Origin of the sequence: Thiocystis violacea (assembly GCF_016583575.1) — a bacterium.
Lineage (GTDB): Bacteria > Pseudomonadota > Gammaproteobacteria > Chromatiales > Chromatiaceae > Thiocystis > Thiocystis violacea.
On sequence record NZ_NRRG01000047.1, the window covers coordinates 1 to 23,947 of the forward strand.

Consider the following 23,947-nt stretch of genomic DNA (forward strand, 5'->3'; position numbering starts at 1 on the left):
CGTGATGATGAAACGTCGCAACTTGTCACCTGCCGGGTGAGCCCTAGAATGGGCGTATTTTACCTCCATCCTCTTGTTATGTAACGGGAATTCTTGGAAGACGGTTCATTCAGTTCACGGAACCAGGGAAAACCCCGCATCGACCCAAGCTCTCCCACGATCTCGAAATCAGAGGGGTTACGGTCTGAGACGGGTAAAACAAACCTACAACCGGACAAAACTAACTTACAAGGGGTTGGGGAGAGGGTGGCCTCAAGCAATCCTCCTCCTCCGCCGCCATCAGAAACCGCCAACAGGGATCGAGCACCCAACCGCTAATGACCCAAAGCGTCCGCCCCACGCAGACGACCCCCGCCGCACACCGCCAGCCCCAGGGCGCACCCGCCCGCGCCCCTGACGCCGACAACCTCCGCATCGGCGGCCTGACCCGCCTCACCACCATCGACTACCCCGGCGAGCTTGCCGCCGTCGTCTTCTGCCAAGGCTGCCCCTGGCGCTGCCGCTACTGCCACAACACCGACCTGCTCGACGCCCGCGCCGAAGCCCGCATCCCCTGGCCAGACATCCGCGCCTTCCTCCAGCAGCGCATAGGCCTGCTCGACGCCGTCGTCTTCAGCGGCGGCGAACCGACCGCGCAAGGCGCACTCAGCGCCGCCATGCGGGAAGTCCGCGCACTCGGATTCAAAGTCGGACTGCACACCGGCGGCGCCTATCCGGAGCGACTGCGCGCCCTGCTCCCGCTGATCGATTGGGTCGGGCTCGACATCAAAGCCCTGCCGGATGAATACCCCGCCATCACAGGCGTGCCCGGCTCCGGACAACGCGCCTGGGAGAGCTTGGATGTCCTGCTCACCGCCCAAGTCCCGATGGAAGTGCGCACCACGCTCATGCCGGATTGGACGCCGGAGCGGATTGCAACGCTGGCGCATGCGCTGGCTGATGCTGGGGTGAAGGAGTATTGCGTGCAGGCTTGTGATAGCAGCCGGGCGTGGGATGAGAGGCTGGGGGCGAATGTGATGTTGATGAGTGAGCGGATGGGGTGGGTCGAGAGGGAGAGGTTTGCGACCTTTATTGTGCGCGGAGAGTGACGCGCGATTTGCGGAACTGTCTCAAAATGAAGATACATTACAAAATGCAAACATCTTATTCATTCAAAAGAAGAAAACCCGGAAGTGCACCAACACTTCCGGGTTTTCATGGTGAGGCGAACGAGGGTCTGCCTGACCACTCGGCTAAGCTCTCACTGACAAGCGTCTTGGGTAGACGCCTTCAGTGTAGTGCAATCCTTTCGAGCCGAGCAAGCCAAAACCCTCCCACGTTTGCGTTATGGAGGGCATCGCATGGCCTACTCAAACGACAAACCTGTGCACGTCAACGCCTACGTCCGTTACCGTTTTGGACGCTGGGAGAACGTTTGCGAGCACTGGCGTTCGCACCCCTGCCAACTGAGCCTGTTCTAGGTCCGTTCGGCTGGGGTAGTTATCTCTAGGTAGCTCCTGGGGCAAAGCAATTTGCCCCACTGCTGCGACGACTATTACCTCGCCACCGCGCGATCGCCAATCCGAAACCCGCGAGCATGCACGTTATGGGGAACCGCATGCGTTATCATACGCAAGAAAAAAGCCATCGCAGGAAAAGGAGCGTTTCGTGGCCGAAGACAAGACTATCAATCTTATAGACGAATACTACCACCTCAACATCCAGCATCTCCGCTGGAGCTTTTGGTCAAGCATCGTTGCTCTGTTTGTTGGCCTCGGAGCATTAGTCGCTGGCATTTTTCTCGTCCTTCGCGGCGATGCAAACATGGCTAGCCAACTAACTGTAATCGCAGGCGTTCTCACGCAGTTTATCGGAGTAGGGTTCTTCTATTTGTACAGACGAAACCTGAAATTATTAAGCATTCTCTTCGAAAAGTTAATAAAGCATCGCGACACGCTATTTGCAATCCAACTTACACGCGAGATGCCAGAAGATGAAAGATTCAGTGGGCTCAAAGCATTAATAGGCAACCTGTTGTCACGCGGAGAGCCACCGACCGATCCCACAGTGCTAAAAGCGATCATCGACAGCAACAACAAGACCACCAGATAGCTAGCCCACGTAGGGCGAAGGGAGACAGGATCAGGTCTCGTAAAATAGCATTCCGCTGAACCCAAGATAACAAGTGGCCTAGCCTCCGCCTGAAAAGCGAGTAAAAACCACGGGCGTCGCGCCAAGTACCTCAGTAGAATTATTTGTAGAAACTAATTTTCGATTTATAAAAAAGCAATTATTGCAAAATATTGATTTATCAGTATTAAAGATTAAATTGATTTTTATCGCATTCATTACCCATTAACGATTCTATTGAGGTGCTTAACCCGCAAGTTCATCTTTTCCGCGCGCCGCTTTAGGCCATCGGTTAGGCCGCACAGCGCGCACCTCATTCACCCAAGAGAAACACCATGGATACCATCGCCTTCTGGAAACTCATCGACGAATCCCGGCAGGCTTCAGAAGGAGACCCTGAGCGGCAGCTTGAGGAACTCGGCGCCCTGTTGGACGCCTTGTCCGCGCAAGAGATCGTCGAGTTCGAGAACATGTTCGACGCTCACTTTCAGTCTTCGTACACCTGGCCTCTGTGGGGTGCCGCCTACGTGATCGGAGGCGGCTGCTCCGATGATGGATTCGACTACTTCAGGTGCTGGCTCATCTCGCGCGGGGAAAAGACCTTCCATGCGGCGCTCACGAGACCCGACGAACTCGCCTTCCTCATCGATGAGAGCGACGAAGAGGTCGACTGCCAAGTCGAAGGCTGGCAATCCGTCGGCATTGACGCTTGGTGCAGGAAGACCGGACTTGAGTACAGTGCCTTCCCCTCCAGTCCGTCAGGCGCTCAATCGGATGGGCCATTAGGCGACGAGTGGTCTGAAGAGGATCTCGACCGCCTCTACCCCAAGCTGACCAAGCGCTTCGGCTAGCTCGGAATCTCGAGCTGTCTTATCCACTCTCCTTGACCATCTCGACCACCACCTGCTCCAACGCCTTGGCGCGCTCAGACGACTCAAGCGTTATCACGCAGCGGTCGATGGCGGGCCATTTGAGCAGCCCATAGGTGTCATCCAGACGAAACGCCTTCCGCGGCGATTTCGGCTTCGCGCCTCTGCGCAGCACGAGTTGGATGCTCTTGGGAGGATGCAATTTGAAGGTTGCGAAATGGTCGTCAATCCTGAAGCTGGGCGCGTTCCACTTGATCTCTTCGACGATTCGCGTATCGATCGCCTTGATGGCCGCACGCAGCCGCTCCACGGAGCGCTTCGCCAGCTTCGCCGTCAGAGGCGACTTTCAAGGAAACCAGGGCACGCGGATAGAACGACTGGAGGTCCGGCTGAAATTCGGTCAGGCCTTGCGCAGATAACAGGCCTTCAGCATGAAACTACCCGCGTCCGTCTTGCAGTCCACCTCGTGATCGCCGCCCACCAGGCGGATCTTCTTGATCTTGGTGCCCACCTTCAGCGTGGTGGTCGTACCCTTGACCTTCAGATCCTTGATCAGCACCACGGAGTCGCCGTCCGCCAGCGGGTTGCCATTGGCGTCCCTCACCACCCCATCGCCCTCATCCCCGGCCCCGCCGGAATCATCCATCGACCACTCGTGAGCGCAGTCCGGGCAAATATAGAGAGACCCATCGGAATAGGTGTTCTCGCTGGAGCATAGCGGGCAAGACGGAAAAGCGGACATGAGGAGGGATTCCAAGGTCGGATCATGGGGAGCGAGACTTGGTCGAGTTTCGACCAAGGCCTGATAATCGCGGTTTCACAACCGTTTATCCCCTCGCCCCAGCGGGGAGAGGGAACTAAACGCATACAAGGCTTCGGTAGCCAAAGGCTGGCACGGCACGGCAGATCGAACCGGCGCCCGGCAGCTTGACGGTGAACAGATCGAATTCAATCGCGACTCGGTTGTCCATGCCAGACATATCCATTTGCTCAAGTTTGACGCGCATGGCTAGGGCGCGTGATCGCGCTTCGCGTTTGCTGCTTGTGCGTAACGACACTCTTATTTCTGTTCGTCCGAGGGTCGATCTTAGAGCCTCTGGGACAACTGAACGGAACCACCAGACGCAACCGCGACGGTAGATATAGGCGGGATTTCTGGACATGGCAATGGCACACTTTCGCGGCACATTGCACTAAGCCTATGATTTTCAAGGTATGGTGGAGCCGAGGGGGATCGAACCCCTGACCTCCGCATTGCGAACGCGGCGCTCTCCCAGCTGAGCTACGGCCCCATGATTTCAGTTTTTACAACCCGTTCCCGCCATGGGATTCGAGAACGGGCGGGCGGCCATTCTGCCCCTATTCACCGCCTTGAGGCAAGCACCGGTTTACCTCTCGACGATGTCACGGCACGGAGGCGCTTATCCAGCCGACCGTTGCAGGATGAATTGCAGCACGGCCTTGCTGCCGAAGTAGGCCAGAATCAGCATCACGAAACCACCGAGCGTCCAGACGATGGCTGTGCGGCCTCGCCAGCCGTTGCGGAACCGTCCGATCAGCAGTCCACCGAAAACCAGCCAGGCCAGGACCGAAAGCACGGTCTTATGCACCAGGTGCTGGGCGAACATGTTCTCCAGGAAGGCAAAACCACTCAACAACGCAAAGGTGAGCAGGACGAAGCCGGCGCTGATCATCTCGAACAGCAGGCTTTCCATGGTCTGGAGCGGCGGCAGGGTCCGGACGAAACCGCCAGGGTGCCGGTTGCGCAGGTGGTGATCCTGGACCGCGAGCAGGATCGATTGCACGGCGGCGAGTGTCAGCAGACTGTAGGCGAGCATGGAGAGCAGGACGTGGAGCTTGAGCGACCAGCTCGCGGTGGGGCGCATGAAGCCGACGTCGGCGAAATGGGTCTCGAAAATCAGACTCAGCGCCGCGGCGGGCAGCAGGATCAGGCCCAGATTGTCGACCGGCTTGTTCAGGCTCGAGATCAGCATGAGCGCGATGATGGTCCAGGAGGTCAGCGCCAGCGCGTGATAGAACCCGAGATTGATCCCGGCGGTGCTGAAGATGCTGTCCCAAAGCAGCCAGCTATGGAGCAGCAATCCGGCGAATCCGACCGCGAGCGCGAGCGGGCGCTCCGGAATCCAGCCTTCCTTGCGGAACAGGCGGATCCCGATGAGCGCGGCGGAGGCCAGATAACAGAAGGTGGCGACGTAGGCAATGAGGGTATGCGTCATATGCGTGACTTCATGGATCTCGAATGACGGTGGCTGGGGGCCGCGGGTGGTCGTATCGGCCGACAATGACCCTGCATTATACTCACAAGTCCTGCTGTAAGCCGACGGCAACACGCATTCCCGGCAAATCCCACGGGGCCGATTCAAGGTCACCCAGCTCGAGGTCTGATCATGTTCGAGAATCTCCAGGACCGCTTTGAGACCGTCCTGAGCAATCTAAGGGGTCAGGGCCGCCTGACCGAGGACAACATCAAGGACACGCTGCGCGAGGTCCGCATGGCGCTCCTGGAGGCGGATGTCGCCCTGCCGGTGGTGCGCCAGTTCGTCGAGGAGGTCCGCGAAAAGGCGCTGGGCGAGGCGGTGACCAAGAGCCTGACCCCAGGCCAGGTGCTGATCAAGGTCGTCAATGACGAGCTGATCAAGATCATGGGCGAGGCCAACGAGCAGCTTGACCTCGCCGCGCAGCCGCCGGCGGTCATCCTGATGGCCGGTCTCCAGGGTTCGGGCAAGACGACCAGTGTCGCCAAACTCGCCCGCTGGCTTCAGGAGAAGCAGAAGAAGTCGGTCATGGTCGTGAGCTGCGACGTCTACCGGCCGGCCGCCATCGAGCAGTTGCGCACCGTCGCGGCCGAAGTGGACGCGGAGTTCTGTCCCAGCCAGGGCGACGAGGATCCGGTGGCGATCGCCCGGCGCGGACTCGACAGCGCGCGCAAGCGTTTCAAGGACGTGCTGATCGTGGATACCGCCGGCCGTCTGCATGTCGACGCGGCCATGATGGACGAGATCAAGGCGATCCACGCGGCCCTGAAGCCGATCGAGACCCTGTTCGTGGTCGACTCCATGACGGGTCAGGACGCGGCCAATACCGCCAAGGCGTTCGACGAGGCGCTGCCGCTGACCGGCGTGATCCTGACCAAGACGGATGGCGATGCGCGCGGCGGCGCGGCCCTCTCGATCCGCCAGATCACCGGCAAGCCGATCAAGTTCCTCGGCACCGGCGAGAAGACCACGGCGCTCGAACCCTTTTACCCCGAGCGGATCGCCTCGCGCATCCTCGGCATGGGCGACGTGGTCTCCCTGGTCGAGGAGGTTCAGGCCAATGTCGATCGCGACAAGGCCGAGAAGCTGGTCAGGAAGCTCAAGAAGGGCAAGGATTTCGATCTGGCCGACTTCAAGGAGCAGTTGGAGCAGATGAACCAGATGGGCGGCATGATGAGCCTGATGGAAAAGCTCCCCGGCATGAGTCAGATCCCGGATCACGTCAAGAACCGGGCCAACGACAAGGCGATGGGCAAGCTGGTCGCCATCATCAACTCCATGACCCTGCAAGAGCGTCGGTTTCCGGCCATCATCAAGGGCTCGCGCAAGCGCCGGATCGCGGCCGGCTCCGGCACCCAGGTCCAGGACGTGAATCAACTGCTCAAGCAGTTCATGCAGATGCAGAAAATGATGAAGAAGATGAAGGGCGGCAACATGGCCAAGATGATGCGCTCCATGCAGGGCCGCCTGCCGCCGGGACTCATGCCGCCGGGCGGTGGTTTTCCGCCCGGTGGTTTCCCGATGTAAGGGCGCTCCGAATCCCTCACCCAAGCCTTACAGACCAGCCGTCAGGATCAGGAATTCCAGGATGTCCAGTTCCATTACAGAGCCCCCCTTTTCGTCAACCCGAGCGATCCGCGCGCCCCGGCTCGGCGCGGCCTTGAGCCTCCTATTCATCCTTTCGCCGGCTGCGGCGACGCCTTGGGCGGAGGTCAAGCAGCCATCGTCCGGCATGATCGAGGTCATCGGCGGCCCCTCCAACGGCTGTATCGGCGGCGCCTCGGCGTTGCCCGAGACCGGCCCCGGTTATGTCAGCGTGCGCCGTTATCGCAATCGCTATTACGGACACCCGGACCTGATCCGGTTCGTCGGCGATCTGGGCCAGGCCCAGCGGCGACAGACCGACCAGCTCCTGCTGGTGGGGGATCTCAGTCAGCCACGCGGCGGGCGCATGTCATCCGCGCACCGCAGTCATCAGAACGGACTGGACGTCGACATCTGGTTCACGCAGGCGCCCTCGCCCGTCGCGGCCCGGCAGTTGATGGACAATCGGTCCGATCCGGTCAGCATGGTCGCTCCAGGCGGACGCACCGTCAGCCGTCATTGGGGCGAGGATCAACAGGCCCTCATCGAGGCAGCCGCGCGTCATCGGCTTGTCGATCGTATTTTCGTCAACGCGGCCATCAAGCAGGCGCTCTGCGAGAACGCCTCCGGGGATCGCCAGTGGTTGCGCAAGGTGCGTCCCTGGAGCGGACACAATGCTCACTTCCATGTGCGACTGGCCTGCCCCGAGGGAATGCTGGGTTGCCAGGCCCAGGCGCCGGTTCCCCCAGGCGATGGCTGCGGCGCGGATCTGGCCTGGTGGCTCAGCGACGAGGCGCTCCGCGGCGGCGGCAAGGGCTCGACCAAGCGGCCGGCGGAACCCAGGTCACCGCCCGCCTGCCTGGCGATCTTGAAGGACTCCTGAGCGAGGGATGCGCACTGGACCGCGCTCGGGTCGCTGGATGGATCAGGGGTTCAAGGTTTCCTGGAAATCACCTTACCCCCTCAAGGGAGGGCAGCATGGTCGCGCTCGCCATCGGTGAGCCAGCCAAATCAGTCGACGTGGAATCCTCGTTCGGCGCGAGCAACGCGGTCAGGCTGTCTTCATAGAACTGAAGGCGTGTCTCGGTCGTCGCGACGCGTGTGTCGGCCTCACGCTGTTCGCTCGCGTTGGCGAACTGGCGTAGCTCCAGGGATTGCAGCTCCTCCCGGAGCTTGGCGAGACGCTCGGCATCGGCGCGCTCGGCCTTTTCGATGGATTTGAGGTCGCGCTCGATCTCGCGCGCGGTCTTGGTCTCGGTCACCAGGTCCGATCTGGACCAGAAGCTCGTCTTTCTGGCGCCGGGGTTTTCGGATGCCTCGGCGGCATGCCGCGCCAGTGTCTCGGCGAGAGCCGCGGCCTGCTCATGTCGAGCGGCCAGTTCCGCCTCGACCGCCGCGACGCGCGCGCGCGCGTTCTCGACCGCCTCTTCCTGCTTGCGCCCGGCTTCCCGGAGCCCCTGACGTTCCGCGCGCTGCTTGATCTCAAGCGCGCGCAGACGGACCAGTTCCTCGCGCAGGCCGGTCAGGCGCGCCTTGCGGCTCTCCCGCTGACGCCGCTGCTCCAGCTCGGCCAGCTTTTCCTGATGCGCGAGCTGCTGGGCGACCTCGGTCTGGCGGAGCCGCGCCTGGCTGCGCTCTCGCACATGATCGATTTCCTGTTCGCGCAGACGCAACAGCTCACGGGCCTGACGCTGCTCCTCCTCGAATGTCTCGCGTAACCGCTGGAGTTCCGCTTCCTCGCGCGCGCGACGCCAGGTCCAATCCTCGCGGGCCTTTTGGAGTTCGGTGGCGAGTTCGATGCGGCGCTGATGCTTGAGGGCCTTGGTCTCGTTACCGAGCTGGGCCTGAAGCTGGGCCGTCCTCAGGGTCAGTTCGCGATCGAAGGCGGCCAGCTCGCGCTCGCGCCGCTGGCACGCGAAGGCCATTTCCTGTTCGAGATTCTGGCGCCGGTGCTCGAGCAGATCCCGATCGAGCGCCTGTTCCCCCAGGTATTTCAGCAAGGGCTCGCGCACCTCGACCAGGGACCGCCGATCGCTGAAGAAGGAGGCCGGATCCTTTTCATAGGCCAGCCACAGCCGCGAGAACTCGAGCGAATTGAGGCGCTGTCGCGGATCCTCCGGCAGCTCGAAGCCGGGGATATCCGCGAGCCCGCCATCCAGATACTTACGGTACTGCATCTGGATGGCCTCGCTGAAATAGGCGCGCACCGACGCGGGCTCGAACAGCTTGAGCGCGATCAGCGAGAAGAAGAGCACCCCGAGCATGGCTTGCGCGAAGCCCTCGACCGTCTCGAAATGGGGCACGCCGCGCTCCTCCGGGCTGTCCTGGAGCGCCTTCAGGGCCTTGGACCGGGCCGCGAAGGTCAGTCGCGGGGGAAGCGCCTCGACCTGACCGGAGGCCAGCCCGGATACAACCCCATCGATCCGAGTCTGATGCTCCCGTCCGAGTCGTTGCCGCTCCTCGGAGCGCGTCCTCAGGGTCTGCTCCAGCTCGCTGATCGCGCGGGCGACATCGGCGAGGCGCGTATCGAGCGCGGACTGCTTGGCCTCCAGTTGCGAGGTGAGCAGAGCGACGTTCGTCTCCCACTTGCGCGCCTCCGGGCCACGGCCCTCGGGACGCCCATCGCGCCCCAGGATCTCGTCGCCGACCCGCTGTCGAGCCGCTGCCAGATCCTGGCGGAGGATAGCGAGTTCGGGCGCGAATTCGGCCTCGATCTCGCCGCGCCGCCGTACCTCCTTGGCCAGCGATTGGGGCAGGCGCTCGATCTCCTGATTGAGCGGCTCGATGCGCTCGCGATGATTACGCTCGATCTGGGTGGTGCTCTCCGCGACCCGCGACTGGAGCCGCGCGTCGCGTTGCGCGAAGTACTCCTCGACCCCCCTCTGATGATAGGCGGCGATGTCATCGGCCCGGATCAGCTTGCCGAGCAAGGGAGCGGTGACATAGAGCGAGATGGCGACGATGGCGAGACGCACGACAATCCCGAACGTCCAGCGCAGGAGCGGACCCACGCCCTGGTTGAAGCCTGGATTCCAGCGCCGCGAACGCGCGAGTGGTCGCTCCGACATGACCAGCGAGGCATCGATGATCCAGATGATGGCGAAGATCAGGGCGAACAGGAAAAGCCCCGCGATGGGACGCAACCAAGCGCTGGCCTGGGGCACGATGCTAGCCCCGACCAAGCCCCAGACGAGGCCCTCGACGCTCGCCATGAGCAGGATGATGGTCCAGGCGAAACCGAGCCAAACCCGCACGGCGGGCGTGAGGAGGTTGTCCCCATAGGGCCGCAGCCGCAAAAAATTCAACGACACCGGTTTGAACCGCGGCAGGCGTGGTTTGATGCCCATCGTGTGGCGCCCTCCTCCCGATGACCCTTGGATCCGAACCTCATTCTATACCCTAGGCGTGGATCCATCCGATCGGTTCGGCGAGGTGCCGGAACGATCGCGCGGCTTGCGCGGTGGATAGCGTCCCAAGCATGATGCTGGGTTTGGGTCGATCGTGACCGTCCGGAATGGCCCGGCGGCGCGACCCTGAAACGCCATCGCGGCCCCGAACAATTCGAGAGGTTCCAAATTCCATGGATCGTCTGACGCGAAATTCCATCATCATCTCTGTCGCGCTATTCATCTTATTGATCGTCTCGCTGGCCTGGAACAACTACGAGCTGCGCCCGCGCGTCTGGCAACTGGACGAGGTTCTGGACGAGGATCCGGTCCTGTCGAACTATCCTTACGACTTCCGCGTCCTGGTCTTTCTCAACGGGATCGTGACCCTGAGCAGTCCCAATGGCGGAGGAGAGGCGCCGATCCAGCCGTTTCTGATCAAGACCGATCCCGCGCTAGCCGACAAGACGGCGGAGTCCGCGGAAATGGCTGCCGCCGAGCGGCACTTCCGGGAGATCGAAATGCGGGCGATCCAGCTCATGCTCGCGCAGCCGGATGTCGACTCCGTGCTCTGGTCGCTGGATCGGGCCTGGTATCACAGGCATCGGGTACCATTGACGAACTGATGCCGGCGAACGGCTTCGCGCAAGGCGGGCCTTCGAGACGCGCCATCGAGTCGAGACCCGGCGAAAGACGATGATCCCTTGAGTGAATGGCGCCCGCGAGGGCGCCGGGGTCGATGTCACGGAACATCCTTTGGTTAAAACCTATCCCTTCAGGGGGATCATTCCGCGCGGGAGAGGCGTAACCGCTTGCGCGCGGTTTCGCCTGGCTCGGCCGTGCGTGGATTGAAACAAACAAGCAAACAAACATGGAACATTTCTATTTTCTGATCGGGCTTGGCGTCCTCGTCCTGCTCGCCTTTATCCTGAGCCTGAGGGCCAGCCTGAAACGCGGCCGGCGTCTGCCCTACGTGGCGGACAAAACCCTGTTCAGCCCGACCCAGCGCGCCTTCATGGCGGTGCTGGAACGGGCGGTCGGCAAGGAGTATCGGATCCACGGCAAGGTACGCGCGGCCGATGTGATAGGTCTCTCGTCGCGTCTCTCGCGGCGCGACCGTGAGCGGGCCTACGACCGCCTGGGCGATCGCCGCTTCGATTTCCTGATCTGCGACGGCGAGACCACGGCCATCGTCTGCGCCGTGAATCTGTCGCCGCGCTCGCGACTGCGCAAGCAAGCGCCCAGGGATGGACTCGATCGCATCTGCGCCGCCGCCGGGCTGCCGTTCGTGCGTTTTCGCGAGAGCGAGGTCTATTCGGTCGTCGAGATCGAGGAGCATGTCTTCGCGGCGATGCGCGCGCGCATCGCTCCGTCCAAGCTCGACGACATTCCCGCGGAGGAAGCCGCGCCCATGCTGCACGCGCTCTCGCAAGCCATCGACGACGGGCGGCCCGCCAGCCGGGCGCGTTCACGCCAAGCGGTCGCGGAGCGGCCAAGGGCGCCGGTGCCGATGACGGGCGCGCCGACGCGGCCCGAACCGGCGCCTCCATCCGAAACGCCGCGACGACGCGAGCCCAGGATCCAGGATCGCCAGGTTCTGGACGATGAGCCGGTCTTCAAGATCGATCTCGACGCCGACGAGGACGAGCCGGTCCGGGCCAGGCGTTTCTGATCCAGCGCACGAGCGACCAGCCAGTCACGTCCAACAGGCGGCCGGGCGCCGCCTCCACGTCGAGGAGCCGAGGATGAATCCATCGAACGCGGCGATACGTGTCTCTTCCTGGGCGGAGTTGCTCGACGCGCTCTTCGCCGACAGTTGGGTGCCCGATATCGGGCGTTATCGGTCGCGCTACGCCTTCCGCGGGCTCTCGGACGCGAGCTACCCGCTGGAAACCACCCTGATGCGTCTCGGCGGCTCTTACGATCAGCTCGAACGGCATCTGCTGCGCAACTTCCGCAAATACGCCCATAGCCGCGTGGTGGAGCGCGATTCGGTCTGGCACTGGCTCTCGGTCGCCCAGCACTACGGGCTGCCGACCCGCCTGCTGGACTGGACCTACTCACCCTTCGCCGCCCTGCACTTCGCCACCGCGCACATCGACAAATTCGATCGCGATGGCGCCATCTGGGCCGTCAACTACATCGACGCCCACCGCATGGTCCCGGATCGGCTGCGCTCGCGACTGGAACTGGAAGGCGCCAACGTCTTCACGGTCGAAATGCTCTCCGAGAGCGTCAAGACGCTGACCGAACTCGATCGACTCTGCGAACAGCCCTTCACGCTCTTCTTCGAGCCACCATCGATCGACGACCGCATCGTCAATCAGTTCGCCTTCTTCTCCATGAGTTCGGATCCTGCCCTGGCGATCGACCGCTGGCTGGCCGACTACCCGGACATCTGGCGGCGGATCATCATCCCCGCCGAATTGAAGTGGGAGATCCGCGACAAGCTCGATCAGTCCAACGTGACCGAGCGTGTCTTCTTCCCCGGACTGGAGGGTCTGACCGCCTGGTTGACCCGGCATTACAGCCCCAGGAGCTGAAGGGCTCGCCATGGTCGTGGCTCCTGGCGATTCACAGTCACGGCGGATCGACATAACGACTGACCGTCAGCGCTAGAAATTACTGGACTGATTGGGCGGCACTACAGCGGAAAAGACCGTTTCAAGGATGCATCAACGAACCACGCTTCCAATCGAGGTCAGCCTCGGTCAGCTTGAATCCCATCTCTGGGAAGCCGCCAACATCCTGCGTGGCAGTCCGGTCGATCGCACCGACTGGAAGAGCTACATCCTGCCGCTGCTGTTCCTCAAACGACTCTGCGATGTCTGGGATGAAGAGCACGCCGAAATGGTCAAGACCTACGGCGAGGACTTCGCCGACGAGCACCGTTTCCAAGTGCCCAAGGGCGGCCACTGGAACGACATCCGCGAGACCGCCGCCAATGTCGGGGCCGCCATCGCCAACGCCATGCACTGTATCGAGCGGGCCAACCAGGAGCATCTGTACGGGGTCTTCGGCGATACCCAGTGGACCAACAAGGAGCGCCTGCCCGACAACCTGCTCAAGGATCTCGTCGAACATTTCTCGGCGCTGCCGCTCGGCAACCGCTTCGTGCGCAATGACGTCATCGGCGACGCCTACGAATACCTGATCAAGACCTTCGCCGACGCCACCAACAAGAAAGCCGGCGAGTTCTACACCCCGCGCAGCGTCGTGCGGCTGATGATCGAGATCCTCGACCCCCAGGAGGGCGAGACCATCTATGACCCCGCCTGCGGAACCGGCGGCATGTTGCTCGCGGCGGTCGAGCATGTGCGCCACCAGGGCGGCGACCCGCGCACCTTTTTCGGTAAGCTCTACGGCCAGGAGAAGAACCTCACCACCTCCGCCGTGGCCCGCATGAACCTGTTGCTGCACGGACTCGAAGACTTCCAGGTCGAGCGGGGCGACACCCTGCGCAACCCAGTGTTCACCGACCCCAGCACCGGCGGACTCGCGACCTTCGATGTCGTACTCGCCAATCCGCCCTTCTCGCTCGAACAATGGGGCCGCGAGGTCTGGGAGCAGGATCCCTGGGGCCGGGCCTTTGCGGGACTACCGACCGACACCTCCGGTGACTTCGCCTGGGTCCAGCACATGATCAAGTCGATGGCGCCTCTCAACGGCGCGATGGCGGTGATCCTGCCGCAAGGCGCGCTGTTCCGCGGCGGCATCGAGGGCAAGATCCGTCAGCATTTGCTGGAGAAAGACCTGATCGAGGCTGTCATCGGCCTGGCGCCGAATCTCTTCTATGGGACCGGACTGGCCGCCTGCATCCTCATCCTGCGCAACGGCAAGCCCGACACCAGCGCCGGCAAGGTACTGATCGTCGACGCCTCTACCCTGTTTCGCAAGGGCCGCGCCCAGAATCACTTGGAGCCCGCGCATGCCGAACGCATCCTGGGCTGGTACCAGGCGTTCGAGGATGTCGAGGACCACGCCCGCGCGGTGACGCTCGACGAGATCGAGCAGGAAGGCTGGACACTCAACATCTCGCGCTATGTGCTGCCGCCGATCGGCAAGGACATCCCGCCGCTGCCGGAGGCCATCGCCGACTTCAAGTCGGCGCTGGAACGCTGCCGCGTGGCCGAGGAGGCATTGCGCAAGGAAATGAACGAAGGCGGTTGGCTCTCGGGAGAGGAACGATGAGCGACAGCAGCCATTCGTCCCGCCTCCCCCTTGCCCAGCTCCAAAGCTATCTCTGGGGCGCTGCCACCATCCTGCGCGGCTTGATCGACGCGGGCGACTACAAGCAATTCATCTTCCCGCTGGTGTTCTACAAGCGCCTGTCCGATGTCTGGGACGAGGATTGCAGCAATGCCCTGGCGACCTACGCTGGCAACGCGGATCTCGCCAAGGCCGAGGCCGACGAACGCTTCTTCATCCCCGCGGGCGCCCACTGGAACGACACGCGCACCGTCGCCAAGGAGGTCGGCAAGGCCCTGCAGGACGCCATGCGCGCCATCGAGGCCGCCAACCCTGGACGCTTCGACGGCATCTTTGGCGACGCCCCCTGGACCAACAAGGAGCGCCTGCCCGACGCCACGCTCAAGAATCTGCTCGAACACTTCTCCAGTCAGGTGCTCTCGCTCGCCAACGTTCCCGAAGATGAACTCGGCGACGCCTACGAATACCTCATCGGTCGTTTCGCCGACGACGGCGGGCACACCGCCCAGGAGTTCTACACCAACCGCACCGTGGTCCACCTCATGACCCAGATGCTCAAGCCCCAGCCGGGGGAGCGCATCTATGACCCGACCTGCGGCACCGGCGGCATGCTCATCGCCACCCTGGCCGAGGTCAAGCGGCAAGGCGGCGAGCATCGCACCCTGCGTCTCTACGGGCAGGAGCGCAACCACATGACCGCCTCCATCGCCCGCATGAACCTGGTGCTGCACGGCGTCGAAGACTTCGACATCCAGCGCGGCGATACCCTGGAGACACCGCGCTTCATCGAGTCCGACCGGCTGCGCACCTTCGATGTGGTGCTGGCCAATCCGCCTTACTCCATCAAGCGCTGGAACCGCGACGCCTGGTCGTCGGATCCCTGGGGGCGCAACGCGCTCGGGACACCGCCCCAGGGCCGCGCCGACTACGCCTTCTTTCAGCATATCCTCGCCAGTCTCGACCCGCACACCGGCCGCTGTGCCATCCTCTTTCCGCATGGCGTGCTATTCCGCAATGAAGAGGCCGAGATGCGACGCAAGCTGATCGAATCCGACCGGCTCGACTGCGTGCTGGGTCTCGGTCCCAACCTCTTTTTCAACTCCCCAATGGAGGCGTGCGTCGTCGTCTGCCGCGCCCGCAAGCCGCCCGCGCGCCAAGGGCGCGTCCTCTTCATCGACGCCATCAACGCGATCACCCGCGAGCGCGCCTATAGCTTCCTCAAGCCCGCCCATCAACAGCGCATCGCCGCCGCCTATAACGCCTTCGGCGACGAGCCCGGCTTTGCCCAGGTTGGCCAGCCTTGCGGAGGTTGCGGCCAACGGATACAGCCTCTCCATTCCGCTGTACGTCAAGCGTCCCGCCGCCAACGGCGCACCGACCGATTCGCGTACCCTGGCCGAGGTTTGGTCGGCGTGGGAGGAAGACGGTCGCGCCTTCTGGCAACAGATGGACATCTTGGTGGAAACGCTTGACCGTCTGACCGCAAGCGGTGACGCGCATGACTGAGCCAGCACAAACCGTAACTATTCAGGTACCCCAACGCCTATGCCAGTCGAGGCATCGGCGGTTGGCCTTGGAAAGTGAGCACGAGGGCTTGATGGATGTCGACGGACTGCTTGCGTAGCGTGGAGAGATAAGAACGGACGATCGCGAATTCCTCCGCGCCCGCCACGGAGCGGAAACCGCCGGAGACCTTCTGCTTAAGTTTGGGCATGCGCAGGTCGCGCTCGGCCAAGTTGTTATCGAAGGGTACGCGCAAGTCCGTGATAAAACGCAGTACTTCGTTGCGGTGGGTGCGCAGGCGTTCGATCAGGTTGTAGGCGGGTGTCTGTTTGACGCGTCGTCGACTGCCTGGTGGCGGACGGCGTTGGGGATGAAAGCAGGCCGCGTCGGCAAGGATGCCGTCATAGCGGCGGAAAAACTCGGCGACCACGGGATCAGGCAGGGCCGCGAGCCCTGCGGTACGCGCGGCGCGGGTCGCGTCATTGGCGTCGCACAGCAGCGTGATCAAGCGTTTGGGCCAGGAGAGGACAGGGTCGGCTTCGGACAGGGCGATCAACTCCCGCAGATGGTGCGCATTGCAGAAGGCATGCTGGGCGGGGGTGGTCAGATACGCCCGCCAGTGGTCATGGACCAGGATGCCGCGAAAACCGCTCAGGAGTCCGATGGCGGTCAACGCCGCGGCCCCGCGCTTGGCCTGGACGGCATAAAACGTCAAGCAGGTAGTGCACAGCACATGCAGCCAACGCAAGGCGCCGACCACCCGCAATCCCGTTTCATCGGCATGGGCCACGGCACTAGGCACCACGGCCTGACCGATCGCCGCCACCGGCGCGGCCAGGCGCGTGGCCGCCTCACGGCCCCAGGTGACGAGCGTCGCGGGCGACACCAGCAGGCCCACCAAGAGGCTCAGCAACTCAGCGGCGCGTTGATAAGGCAGATGCTGATAGTGGGTCAGGTACACCCCGAACGCCGACAGACCCGCTCCATAGCGGACCGGCGCGGTGACCTGCGGCGGAAAGGGGCTGCGATGGACCTGACCACAGGCACAGACACCGCCCACCGTCCGATACTCGGTGACGTCGCGGCGCACCACCAAGTCGATGACTTGACGGCGCTCGGGCAACACCTCGGCGGCGATCTCGGCCCGGTCACGTCCACAGCTGCAGGCGCCCTCCAACGGCACGATGACCGTCTGCTCCGGATGGTCGACGAGCGCACGGGTGGCGCCCGGATGGCCCTTTTGTCCACCCGGTGGCTTGCCACTGCGCTGGCGTCGCGATCGGGGTGGGGGCTTTTTAAAAGGCGGGTCGGAAGACGGTGGTTTGCTGGAGTTATGGCTGTCTTTGGCCAAGCGCGCTTCCAACGCCTGAATGCGTTCCAGCAACTGCGCAATCTGTCTCGCCTGCTCGGCGTTCTCCGCACGCAAACGCACAACCTCGGCCTCAAGGCTCTCGGGGATCGTGGATGCCGTGGCGAACTCAGACATGAGGTGAACTTAACGGCCACGCTGATGGCTTGGCAAGTGCTCCTGAATAGTTACCACAAACCTTCACGCCGAATTGGGTTTCACCGCCCGGCGAGACCATTGCCGATCTCTTGGATGATCGGCAATGGACCCTCGCTGAACTGGCCGAGCGGACCGGCTTCACCGTTCAGCAAGTCAACGAACTGATCACGGGCCGCACCCCGATCACCGTCGAGACTGCCGCTGGCCTGGATCGCGTCCTCGGTGGCACGGTCGAATTCTGGCTCGCCCGAGAGGCTCGGTATCGCGCCGCGTTGGTGCGCCCGGATGACCCAAGCCGCTTACGGGGATGCGTTCAGTATGCTGGCCCGCCGTTATCCACTCAGGATCTCTGCGCGCCGGTTGACGACCCTGACAATTGATACCTCGACGGAGCAACAGTGATGAAACCAGGATGGCAACGCTGGCGGTTCGAGCAGATGGCGCAGAGCATCAACGAGCGTGTCGACGATCCGAGTCAGGCGGGGGTTGAGTATTACGTCGGACTCGAACACCTGGATTCGGACAGTCTGAAGATCCGCCGTTGGGGCGTGCCGGACGACGTGAGCGCCACCAAGCTGCTGTTCGAGCCCGGCGACATCATCTTCGGTCGCCGTCGCGCCTATCAGCGCAAGCTCGGCGTGGCGGAGTTTCGCGGGATCGCCTCGGCGCATTCGCTCGTGCTGCGCGCCAAGCCCGCCGTGGTCCTGCCCGAGTTCCTGCCCTTCTTCATGCAGTCGGATCTGTTCATGGAACGCGCCCAGCGCATTTCGGTGGGGTCACTGTCGCCGACCATCAACTGGAAGACGCTCGCGAAGGAAGAGTTCGCGTTGCCGCCGTTGGAGGAGCAGCGACAATTTGCGAATCTACTACACGCTGCATCGAATACTCAGCACGAGATATCCATGCTCATGGAAGAACAGCAGACGCTTTATCAATCAGCAGTGGACGCGCTGGTTGAAAGATTGATACCTAATGCAAGAGAACTCTATCGATATGGGGCATCGGGAAGTCGAGGAGTTATTACATTGGGAGAGTTTGCAGTAGTCACTGATTGCAGACACCAGACGCCGATTTTTTCAGACGAAGGAATACCTATAGTTTCGCCTGGCGATCTTGGCTGGGGAGAATTAAATCTAGCTGGCTGCAAATCAATCTCGCCTAATTCATTTGAATCTTTTATGAGCCACATCAATATGCGCTCCGGAGATTTTGTTATAGGTCGCAATCAGTGTGTTGGCATTGTTTCGTATGTCGCAAATCAGAAGATTTTTGCTATTGGGCAAGATACGGTTCATGTGAGAGCACGCCAATCTCCATGGAAATTCATGTACTTGATGTTCCGCTCAACCTTTGTCCAAAGGCAGATCACGCGAGTCTCGATGGGAACGACTTTCAAGAGAATCAACCTGGGAGACATACGGCAGCTTATGTTCCCCGTTCCAGACCAGCAGAGCGAAATTGAATCCGAGCTGATTTTTGACGGGATGGAAGCAGTCAATAAAGCCCTAAAATCGCGCTATGCCGCAGTGATCTCTTTACCGAAAGCCATTTCGATGACGGTGCTAGGCGATAACCTATGACCTTCACCGAATCCAACAGTGCGTAGGTCGGGTTAGGCGCGCATGGCACGGTGTTTTTTCGCTGCTCGAAGCTCGATACGCGCAGTCACCCGCCGTGGTGTCGGGTGACGCTGCGCTAACCCGACCTACGACACTGCTCATCGTGTCAACAAGAGGCCGAAATGATCAACGAACTGGATTCCATTGTCCTGACGACCAATCTTCCCGAATACGGATTGACGGCGGGCGATCTTGGAACGGTCGTGATGATTCACGCGGGCGGCGCAGGCTTCGAGGTCGAATTCGTTACCCTGGATGGAGAAACCTTGGCGGTGGTCAGTCTCTCGGCGGCGCAAGTCAGGCCGGTCGCGCGCCATGAAATCGCGCATGCTCGCGCGATTGCCGCTTAACCGGGGCGAAGGACGATTCATCCATAACAACTTAGGAGCGCGACGGATGAAGACCATCTATCACCCCGATGACGACATCCTGGAAATCCACATCAGCGACAAGCCGGTCAGCCGCGAGGTCTCGCATGGCTGGAATCTGATCATCAGCTACGCGGAAGACGGCAGCGTCGTGGAGGTCGTGTTGCTGGAAGCGCGCGAGCAGGGACTTTATCCGATCGTCATGGATCAGAAAGCCGCTTGATGATGAGGGCATGCACCGATTGTCGCTCAATGAAGCGACGATTGGATTCACGATCCGTATGGACGACTCGGACACAGAGAATTAGGCTGCTTGCTCTGGAAGCGGTAATTGGAAACGTCCCGCGACGACACCGGCAACGGTCAGATCCTCGTCGAGGTTATCCCAACGCAACGCGTAACCATTCAATTCAATCGCAACGGCTTTTAGATCAGTCTCCGAGGCAGTACTGAGAATCTGAAACCGATCCGCGGGAAAACCAACGATACGTCCATCCGTCAGTTCGAGAAAGATCATGCGCCTCTCCGCCCAGGCGCGCAGTGCGGCAGGCTCGCTCTCAACGGCCGTGATAGTCATGGAAACTCTCCAGCAACAGTGGTCGATGCTCGAACACCAGTCGTTCGATTTCTCGCAGTTGACTCGCCGCCATGCCACGATGACGCGCCAGCGATATGGGGTCGAGCCAGAACTTGCACTCACCCTCCGCACCACGAACATGAATGTGCGGTGGTTCGTTCCCCTCGTCGGAGTAGAAATGGAAACGAAAACCGCGAATTCTCAAAACAGTCGGCATCGTTTGAGCAAAATCCCTGGGGGCTCGATCTCGGGGCACAGTCACGACGATTATAGAGCACTCCACGGGAGGTAAGGCATGCCCTTCACCGAAGCCAACACCGTCGAAGCCTATCTGCATGATCTGCTCGCCAGCCCCTTCGGTCGGCATGCCGTCCGCGATGCCGCCAGCTATGGACGCGGGCGGCTCGGCGTGGGCTGGCAACCCCTGACGCCGACCGAGATCCCCCGCCAGCCGCAAGAGGTCTTCGTCGAGTCCTTCGTCCGCGCGGCCCTGATCCGGCTCAACCCCGCGATCGCCGCCCAACCCGAGCGGGCCGACGAGGTGCTCTACAAGCTGCGCGCCATCGTGCTTTCGGTGCGCGGCGATGGGCTGGTGAAGGCCAACGAGGAGTTCACCGCCTGGCTGCGCGGGGAACGTTCGATGCCCTTCGGGCCGAATCACGCGCATGTGACGGTCCGCCTGATCGACTTCGAGGATCTGGACCGGAACCAATACGTCGTCACCACCCAATACGTCTTTCGCGCCGGGCCGGCCGAGCGCCGCGCCGACCTGGTGCTGTTGATCAACGGCTTGCCGCTGATCCTGATCGAGGCCAAGACCCCGGTGCGCCCGGCGGTGAGCTGGGTCGACGCGGCACTCCAGATCCATGAGAACTATGAGCAATTCGTCCCGGAGCTGTTCGCCTGCAACGTCTTCAGCGTGGCCACCGAGGGCAAGGAACTGCGTTTCGGCTCGATCCGGATGCCGGCGAATCTGTGGGGACCGTGGCGGATGGACGAGGACGCCGCGCCGCAAGCGTTGAGCGAGCTGCAACGCGCGGTCGCGGGTCTGCTGAACCCGGCCACGGTGCTCGACATCCTCGCCAACTTCACCCTGTTCGCCACCGACCAGAAAAAAGCGCCGGTTGAAGATCGTCTGCCGCTTTCAGCAATACGAGGGCGCCAACCGGATCGTGGCGCGGGTGGTCGCCGGCTACCCTAAGAAGAGCCTGATCTGGCATTTTCAGGGCTCCGGCAAGTCGCTGCTGATGGTGTTCGCCGCGCAGAAGCTGCGCCTGCATCCGGCCCTCAAGAACCCCACGGTGCTGATCGTAGTCGACCGGCTTGATCTGGATACGCAGATCAGCGCGACCTTCCATGCCTCCGACATCCCGAACTTGGTCAAGGCCGAGACCCGCGCCGAGCTGAAACAACTGCTGCGCCAGGACACGCGCAAGATCATCATCACCACCATCTTCCGCTTCGGCGAGGATACCCCCAGGCAGCGCGTCCACCGGCGGCTCAACGCCGCGAAGCGCGACGCCCGCGCCAAGCGGGGCGAGTCGGCCCAGCACCACCTCGATCAGGCCTGGACCCTTGCGCGCACCCTGGACCCGGCCGACGCCGAGCCGATCATCGAGCACATCGCCAAGCTGGCCGAACGGCTCCAGCTCAAGGCGCCCGACGCCACACGCCCGCCGCCGATGGCAGCGACCGCGCAGGACGTGGACGACACCTCGCCGGTCCTCAACGACCGCCACAACATCATTGCCCTAGTCGACGAGGCTCACCGTACCCAGGAGGGCGATCTGGGAATGCTGATGCGTCTGTCGCTGCCCAATGCCTTTCTGTTCGGGCTCACCGGCACGCCGATCAACAAACGTGACCGCAATACCTTCTACGCCTTCGGTGCCGAGGAGGACGAGCACGGCTATCTGAGCCGTTATGGTTTCGATGAGTCCATCCGCGACGGCGCCACGCTGCCGCTGCACTTCGAGCCGCGACAGGTCGACCTGCACATCGACAAGGACGCCATTGATGCGGCCTATGCCAAGCTGACCGGCAACCTGTCCGATCTCGACCGCGACGCGCTCGCCAAGATGGCGTCCAAGCTGGCGGTGCTGATCAAGGCACCCAGGCGCATTGAGGCCATCTGCGCGGATATCGCCAAGCATTTTCAGGGCAAGGTCGAGCCGAACGGTTTCAAGGGCCTGGTGGTCACCTTCGATCAGGACTGTTGCCTGCTCTACAAGGACGCGCTGGACCGGCATTTCCCGACCGAGACCAGCGAGATCGTGATCTCGGTTGCCGGCAAGGACAAGGACGACGCGCAGTACAAGCCTTACAAGCGCGACCGCGACGCCGAAGAGGCGCTGCTCGACCGCTACCGCGATCCCAAGGATCCGCTCAAGCTGCTGATCGTCACCGCCAAGCTGCTGACCGGCTTCGACGCGCCCATCCTGCAGGCGATGTATCTGGATAAACCGCTGCGCGATCACACCCTGTTGCAGGCCATCACCCGCACCAACCGGACCTATGGCGGCACCAAGAGTCACGGCTTGATCGTCGATTATCTGGGCGTCTTCGACAACGTGGATCAGGCGCTGGCGTTCGATGACCAGGGCGTGAAAAAGGTCGTGACCAACATCGCCGCGCTCAAGGATCAGCTCCCCGGTGCGCTGCAACAGTGTCTGGCCTACTTCGCCAGGGTGGATCGCACGGTCGGCGGCTACGAGGGGCTGATCGCCGCTCAGGAGTGCCTGCCCAACAATGCCACCCGCGACGCCTTCGCGGCCGACTACAGCGTGGTGGGCCGGCTCTGGGAAGCGCTCTCGCCCGATCCCCTGCTCGATGCCGACCGTGAGGACTACCGCTGGCTGTCGCAGGTCTACGAATCGGTCAAACCCTCGACTGGACAGGGGGCGCTGCTGTGGCATGTGCTCGGCGCCAAGACCATCGCGCTGATCCACGAGAACGTCAAGGTTGGGACGATTCACGATGACCTCGATCAGGTGGTGTTCGACGCCGAGGTGATCGAGGCGATCCTCGATGCGCCGGATCAGCAGAAGAAAGCCAAGGAAATCGAGATCAAGGTTGCCGCGCGGCTGCGCAAGCATCTGGGTAATCCGCGCTTCAAACGCCTGTCCGAGCGGCTGGAAAAACTCAAGGAACGTCACGAAACCGGACAACTCCACAGCATCGCCTTCCTCAAGGAACTGCTCGAACTGGCGCGCGAGCTGGTCGAAGCCGAGAAAGACACCCCGCCCGAGGAAGACGAGGACCGCGGCAAGGCGGCACTCACCGAACTGTTTCAGGAGGCCCGCAATCCCGGAACCCCGGTGGTGGTCGAGCGCGTGGTCAACGACATCGACGAGATCGTGCGCGTGGTGCGTTTCCCCGGCTGGCAGCAGACGAGCGCCGGCGAGCGCGAGGTGAAGAAGGCGCTACGCGGGGCGCTGTTCAAGTACAAGCTGCATAGCGATGCGGAACTGTTCGAGACGGCTTATGGCTATATTCGGCAGTATTACTGAGGCACCCATCGCCCGAAGTCGCGTGCGGAAGCCGGGTGCCACCGGGCCGGATTCGCGCGCCGATGGTTGGCCGGGCCGCGAGGAATAAACCCGTGGAATGCTGAACGGCGCACGCCTGCGGGTCGATGTGGATCCGCTGGCGCGGGGAAGGTGAATAGCGGATGCCGTGACACGGCGTCGGAGCTAATAAGGAGAGCCGCCCCCGGCCCGTCCTTGGCCTCGGCGGTCATCATGGAGTTGCCCGAGGGTGCCGCGCCGCCTTCGCTTTCTGGCGAGATTGGCGCGATATCGGTCAGCCGCCCTTCTTGCCCTTGGGTATCGGGGCCTTCCCCTTCTGGAATGGCGTCGGTCCCTTGGGCGCGTTCAACGGGGGTCTGGGCATTGGTGTCTTGGCCATTCTTAAGTTCCTCGGTTTGGATTGGCGACCAAAG

Annotated in this window: 24 protein-coding genes and 1 tRNA gene; 16 read left to right on the plus strand and 9 right to left on the minus strand. The window is 62.2% G+C overall.

Annotated features, from left to right (window positions below):
* Positions 1 to 317: 317 nt before the first annotated feature.
* The 3 genes from CKO27_RS18445 to CKO27_RS18455 all read left to right on the plus strand — a co-directional run bounded on the left by CKO27_RS18445 (position 318) and on the right by CKO27_RS18455 (position 2,960).
* Entirely contained in the window at positions 318 to 1,088 is a 771-nt protein-coding gene (locus tag CKO27_RS18445; protein ID WP_200376392.1) for an anaerobic ribonucleoside-triphosphate reductase activating protein, read from the plus strand.
* Positions 1,089 to 1,647: 559 nt separating this feature from the next.
* Entirely contained in the window at positions 1,648 to 2,091 is a 444-nt protein-coding gene (locus tag CKO27_RS18450) for a TRADD-N-associated membrane domain-containing protein (protein WP_200376393.1), read from the plus strand.
* Positions 2,092 to 2,444: 353 nt separating this feature from the next.
* Complete coding sequence (locus CKO27_RS18455) at positions 2,445 to 2,960, plus strand: DUF4240 domain-containing protein (protein WP_200376394.1); 516 nt, start codon at positions 2,445 to 2,447, stop codon at positions 2,958 to 2,960.
* 19 nt (positions 2,961 to 2,979) lie between these two features.
* Here CKO27_RS18455 and CKO27_RS18460 read toward each other — a convergent pair whose 3' ends face one another.
* From CKO27_RS18460 to CKO27_RS18480, 5 genes are all read right to left on the minus strand, one after another.
* Positions 2,980 to 3,288 (minus strand): DUF1801 domain-containing protein, encoded by a 309-nt coding sequence (locus CKO27_RS18460; RefSeq protein ID WP_200376395.1) that lies wholly within the window; start codon positions 3,286 to 3,288, stop codon positions 2,980 to 2,982.
* Between the two features lie 90 nt (positions 3,289 to 3,378).
* Positions 3,379 to 3,720 (minus strand): zinc ribbon domain-containing protein YjdM, encoded by a 342-nt coding sequence (locus CKO27_RS18465; RefSeq protein WP_200376396.1) that lies wholly within the window; start codon positions 3,718 to 3,720, stop codon positions 3,379 to 3,381.
* A 115-nt stretch (positions 3,721 to 3,835) separates the two neighbouring features.
* Positions 3,836 to 4,141, minus strand: coding sequence for a DUF6538 domain-containing protein (locus CKO27_RS25220; RefSeq protein WP_338116114.1), 306 nt, complete (start codon positions 4,139 to 4,141; stop codon positions 3,836 to 3,838).
* Positions 4,142 to 4,194: 53 nt separating this feature from the next.
* Positions 4,195 to 4,270: transfer RNA gene (locus CKO27_RS18475), tRNA-Ala, on the minus strand.
* Positions 4,271 to 4,399: 129 nt separating this feature from the next.
* Positions 4,400 to 5,215 carry a cytochrome C assembly family protein gene (locus CKO27_RS18480; RefSeq protein ID WP_200376398.1) on the minus strand — a complete coding sequence of 272 codons (816 nt, stop codon included), beginning with the start codon at positions 5,213 to 5,215 and terminating at the stop codon, positions 4,400 to 4,402.
* A gap of 171 nt (positions 5,216 to 5,386) precedes the next feature.
* Here CKO27_RS18480 and ffh point away from each other — a divergent pair, with 171 nt between their 5' ends.
* Positions 5,387 to 6,781: a signal recognition particle protein gene (gene ffh, locus CKO27_RS18485; protein ID WP_200376399.1), complete on the plus strand. Its 1,395-nt coding sequence runs from the start codon at positions 5,387 to 5,389 to the stop codon at positions 6,779 to 6,781.
* 61 nt (positions 6,782 to 6,842) lie between these two features.
* Positions 6,843 to 7,721 (plus strand): penicillin-insensitive murein endopeptidase, encoded by an 879-nt coding sequence (mepA, locus tag CKO27_RS18490; RefSeq protein WP_200376400.1) that lies wholly within the window; start codon positions 6,843 to 6,845, stop codon positions 7,719 to 7,721.
* 67 nt (positions 7,722 to 7,788) lie between these two features.
* Here mepA and CKO27_RS18495 read toward each other — a convergent pair whose 3' ends face one another.
* Entirely contained in the window at positions 7,789 to 10,185 is a 2,397-nt protein-coding gene (locus CKO27_RS18495; protein ID WP_200376401.1) for a coiled-coil domain-containing protein, read from the minus strand.
* Between the two features lie 233 nt (positions 10,186 to 10,418).
* On the opposite strand from CKO27_RS18495, the gene CKO27_RS18500 reads away from it, so the two are divergent.
* The 5 genes from CKO27_RS18500 to CKO27_RS18520 all read left to right on the plus strand — a co-directional run bounded on the left by CKO27_RS18500 (position 10,419) and on the right by CKO27_RS18520 (position 15,905).
* On the plus strand, positions 10,419 to 10,850 hold the full coding sequence (locus tag CKO27_RS18500; protein WP_200376402.1) for a hypothetical protein: 432 nt from the start codon (positions 10,419 to 10,421) through the stop codon (positions 10,848 to 10,850).
* 245 nt (positions 10,851 to 11,095) lie between these two features.
* The gene (locus CKO27_RS18505; protein ID WP_200376403.1) at positions 11,096 to 11,896 is read left to right on the plus strand and encodes a DUF2726 domain-containing protein; all 801 of its coding nucleotides are present in this window, start codon (positions 11,096 to 11,098) and stop codon (positions 11,894 to 11,896) included.
* Between the two features lie 73 nt (positions 11,897 to 11,969).
* Positions 11,970 to 12,767 (plus strand): FRG domain-containing protein, encoded by a 798-nt coding sequence (locus CKO27_RS18510; RefSeq protein ID WP_200376404.1) that lies wholly within the window; start codon positions 11,970 to 11,972, stop codon positions 12,765 to 12,767.
* 127 nt (positions 12,768 to 12,894) lie between these two features.
* The gene (locus tag CKO27_RS18515) at positions 12,895 to 14,415 is read left to right on the plus strand and encodes a type I restriction-modification system subunit M (RefSeq protein WP_200376405.1); all 1,521 of its coding nucleotides are present in this window, start codon (positions 12,895 to 12,897) and stop codon (positions 14,413 to 14,415) included.
* Complete coding sequence (locus tag CKO27_RS18520; protein ID WP_200376406.1) at positions 14,412 to 15,905, plus strand: type I restriction-modification system subunit M; 1,494 nt, start codon at positions 14,412 to 14,414, stop codon at positions 15,903 to 15,905. The genes CKO27_RS18515 and CKO27_RS18520 overlap by 4 nt, the downstream gene beginning before the upstream one ends.
* A gap of 71 nt (positions 15,906 to 15,976) precedes the next feature.
* Here CKO27_RS18520 and tnpC read toward each other — a convergent pair whose 3' ends face one another.
* The gene (gene tnpC, locus CKO27_RS18525) at positions 15,977 to 17,422 is read right to left on the minus strand and encodes an IS66 family transposase (RefSeq protein ID WP_200376407.1); all 1,446 of its coding nucleotides are present in this window, start codon (positions 17,420 to 17,422) and stop codon (positions 15,977 to 15,979) included.
* A 110-nt stretch (positions 17,423 to 17,532) separates the two neighbouring features.
* Between tnpC and CKO27_RS18530 the strand changes: the two genes are divergently transcribed.
* The 4 genes from CKO27_RS18530 to CKO27_RS18545 all read left to right on the plus strand — a co-directional run bounded on the left by CKO27_RS18530 (position 17,533) and on the right by CKO27_RS18545 (position 19,653).
* Complete coding sequence (locus CKO27_RS18530) at positions 17,533 to 17,823, plus strand: helix-turn-helix transcriptional regulator (RefSeq protein ID WP_207280939.1); 291 nt, start codon at positions 17,533 to 17,535, stop codon at positions 17,821 to 17,823.
* Positions 17,824 to 17,844: 21 nt separating this feature from the next.
* Positions 17,845 to 19,023, plus strand: coding sequence for a restriction endonuclease subunit S (locus tag CKO27_RS18535; RefSeq protein WP_200376408.1), 1,179 nt, complete (start codon positions 17,845 to 17,847; stop codon positions 19,021 to 19,023).
* Between the two features lie 161 nt (positions 19,024 to 19,184).
* Positions 19,185 to 19,412 (plus strand): DUF4926 domain-containing protein, encoded by a 228-nt coding sequence (locus CKO27_RS18540; protein ID WP_200376409.1) that lies wholly within the window; start codon positions 19,185 to 19,187, stop codon positions 19,410 to 19,412.
* A 46-nt stretch (positions 19,413 to 19,458) separates the two neighbouring features.
* Positions 19,459 to 19,653, plus strand: coding sequence for a DUF2283 domain-containing protein (locus CKO27_RS18545; protein ID WP_200376410.1), 195 nt, complete (start codon positions 19,459 to 19,461; stop codon positions 19,651 to 19,653).
* An 81-nt stretch (positions 19,654 to 19,734) separates the two neighbouring features.
* Here CKO27_RS18545 and CKO27_RS18550 read toward each other — a convergent pair whose 3' ends face one another.
* On the minus strand, positions 19,735 to 20,007 hold the full coding sequence (locus CKO27_RS18550; protein WP_200376411.1) for a DUF2442 domain-containing protein: 273 nt from the start codon (positions 20,005 to 20,007) through the stop codon (positions 19,735 to 19,737).
* Positions 19,988 to 20,224 (minus strand): DUF4160 domain-containing protein, encoded by a 237-nt coding sequence (locus tag CKO27_RS18555; RefSeq protein ID WP_200376412.1) that lies wholly within the window; start codon positions 20,222 to 20,224, stop codon positions 19,988 to 19,990. Before CKO27_RS18555 ends, CKO27_RS18550 begins: the two co-directional genes overlap by 20 nt.
* Before the next feature lie 78 nt (positions 20,225 to 20,302).
* On the opposite strand from CKO27_RS18555, the gene CKO27_RS18560 reads away from it, so the two are divergent.
* Both CKO27_RS18560 and CKO27_RS18565 read left to right on the plus strand, forming a co-directional pair.
* On the plus strand, positions 20,303 to 21,208 hold the full coding sequence (locus CKO27_RS18560) for a type I restriction endonuclease (RefSeq protein ID WP_200376413.1): 906 nt from the start codon (positions 20,303 to 20,305) through the stop codon (positions 21,206 to 21,208).
* Positions 21,132 to 23,516 (plus strand): type I restriction endonuclease subunit R, encoded by a 2,385-nt coding sequence (locus tag CKO27_RS18565; RefSeq protein ID WP_200376414.1) that lies wholly within the window; start codon positions 21,132 to 21,134, stop codon positions 23,514 to 23,516. The genes CKO27_RS18560 and CKO27_RS18565 overlap by 77 nt, the downstream gene beginning before the upstream one ends.
* Positions 23,517 to 23,947 lie beyond the last annotated feature (431 nt).

Coding starts and splice junctions, on each gene's coding strand:
- CKO27_RS18445 (WP_200376392.1), top strand. CDS start 318: ATGACCCAAAGCGTCCGCCCCACGCAGACGACCCCCGCCGCACACCGC.
- CKO27_RS18455 (WP_200376394.1), top strand. CDS start 2,445: ATGGATACCATCGCCTTCTGGAAACTCATCGACGAATCCCGGCAGGCT.
- CKO27_RS18465 (WP_200376396.1), bottom strand. CDS start 3,720: ATGTCCGCTTTTCCGTCTTGCCCGCTATGCTCCAGCGAGAACACCTAT.
- CKO27_RS25220 (WP_338116114.1), bottom strand. CDS start 4,141: ATGTCCAGAAATCCCGCCTATATCTACCGTCGCGGTTGCGTCTGGTGG.
- CKO27_RS18480 (WP_200376398.1), bottom strand. CDS start 5,215: ATGACGCATACCCTCATTGCCTACGTCGCCACCTTCTGTTATCTGGCC.
- ffh (WP_200376399.1), top strand. CDS start 5,387: ATGTTCGAGAATCTCCAGGACCGCTTTGAGACCGTCCTGAGCAATCTA.
- mepA (WP_200376400.1), top strand. CDS start 6,843: ATGTCCAGTTCCATTACAGAGCCCCCCTTTTCGTCAACCCGAGCGATC.
- CKO27_RS18495 (WP_200376401.1), bottom strand. CDS start 10,185: ATGGGCATCAAACCACGCCTGCCGCGGTTCAAACCGGTGTCGTTGAAT.
- CKO27_RS18500 (WP_200376402.1), top strand. CDS start 10,419: ATGGATCGTCTGACGCGAAATTCCATCATCATCTCTGTCGCGCTATTC.
- CKO27_RS18505 (WP_200376403.1), top strand. CDS start 11,096: ATGGAACATTTCTATTTTCTGATCGGGCTTGGCGTCCTCGTCCTGCTC.
- CKO27_RS18510 (WP_200376404.1), top strand. CDS start 11,970: ATGAATCCATCGAACGCGGCGATACGTGTCTCTTCCTGGGCGGAGTTG.
- CKO27_RS18515 (WP_200376405.1), top strand. CDS start 12,895: ATGCATCAACGAACCACGCTTCCAATCGAGGTCAGCCTCGGTCAGCTT.
- CKO27_RS18520 (WP_200376406.1), top strand. CDS start 14,412: ATGAGCGACAGCAGCCATTCGTCCCGCCTCCCCCTTGCCCAGCTCCAA.
- tnpC (WP_200376407.1), bottom strand. CDS start 17,422: ATGTCTGAGTTCGCCACGGCATCCACGATCCCCGAGAGCCTTGAGGCC.
- CKO27_RS18535 (WP_200376408.1), top strand. CDS start 17,845: ATGAAACCAGGATGGCAACGCTGGCGGTTCGAGCAGATGGCGCAGAGC.
- CKO27_RS18540 (WP_200376409.1), top strand. CDS start 19,185: ATGATCAACGAACTGGATTCCATTGTCCTGACGACCAATCTTCCCGAA.
- CKO27_RS18545 (WP_200376410.1), top strand. CDS start 19,459: ATGAAGACCATCTATCACCCCGATGACGACATCCTGGAAATCCACATC.
- CKO27_RS18550 (WP_200376411.1), bottom strand. CDS start 20,007: ATGACTATCACGGCCGTTGAGAGCGAGCCTGCCGCACTGCGCGCCTGG.
- CKO27_RS18555 (WP_200376412.1), bottom strand. CDS start 20,224: ATGCCGACTGTTTTGAGAATTCGCGGTTTTCGTTTCCATTTCTACTCC.
- CKO27_RS18560 (WP_200376413.1), top strand. CDS start 20,303: ATGCCCTTCACCGAAGCCAACACCGTCGAAGCCTATCTGCATGATCTG.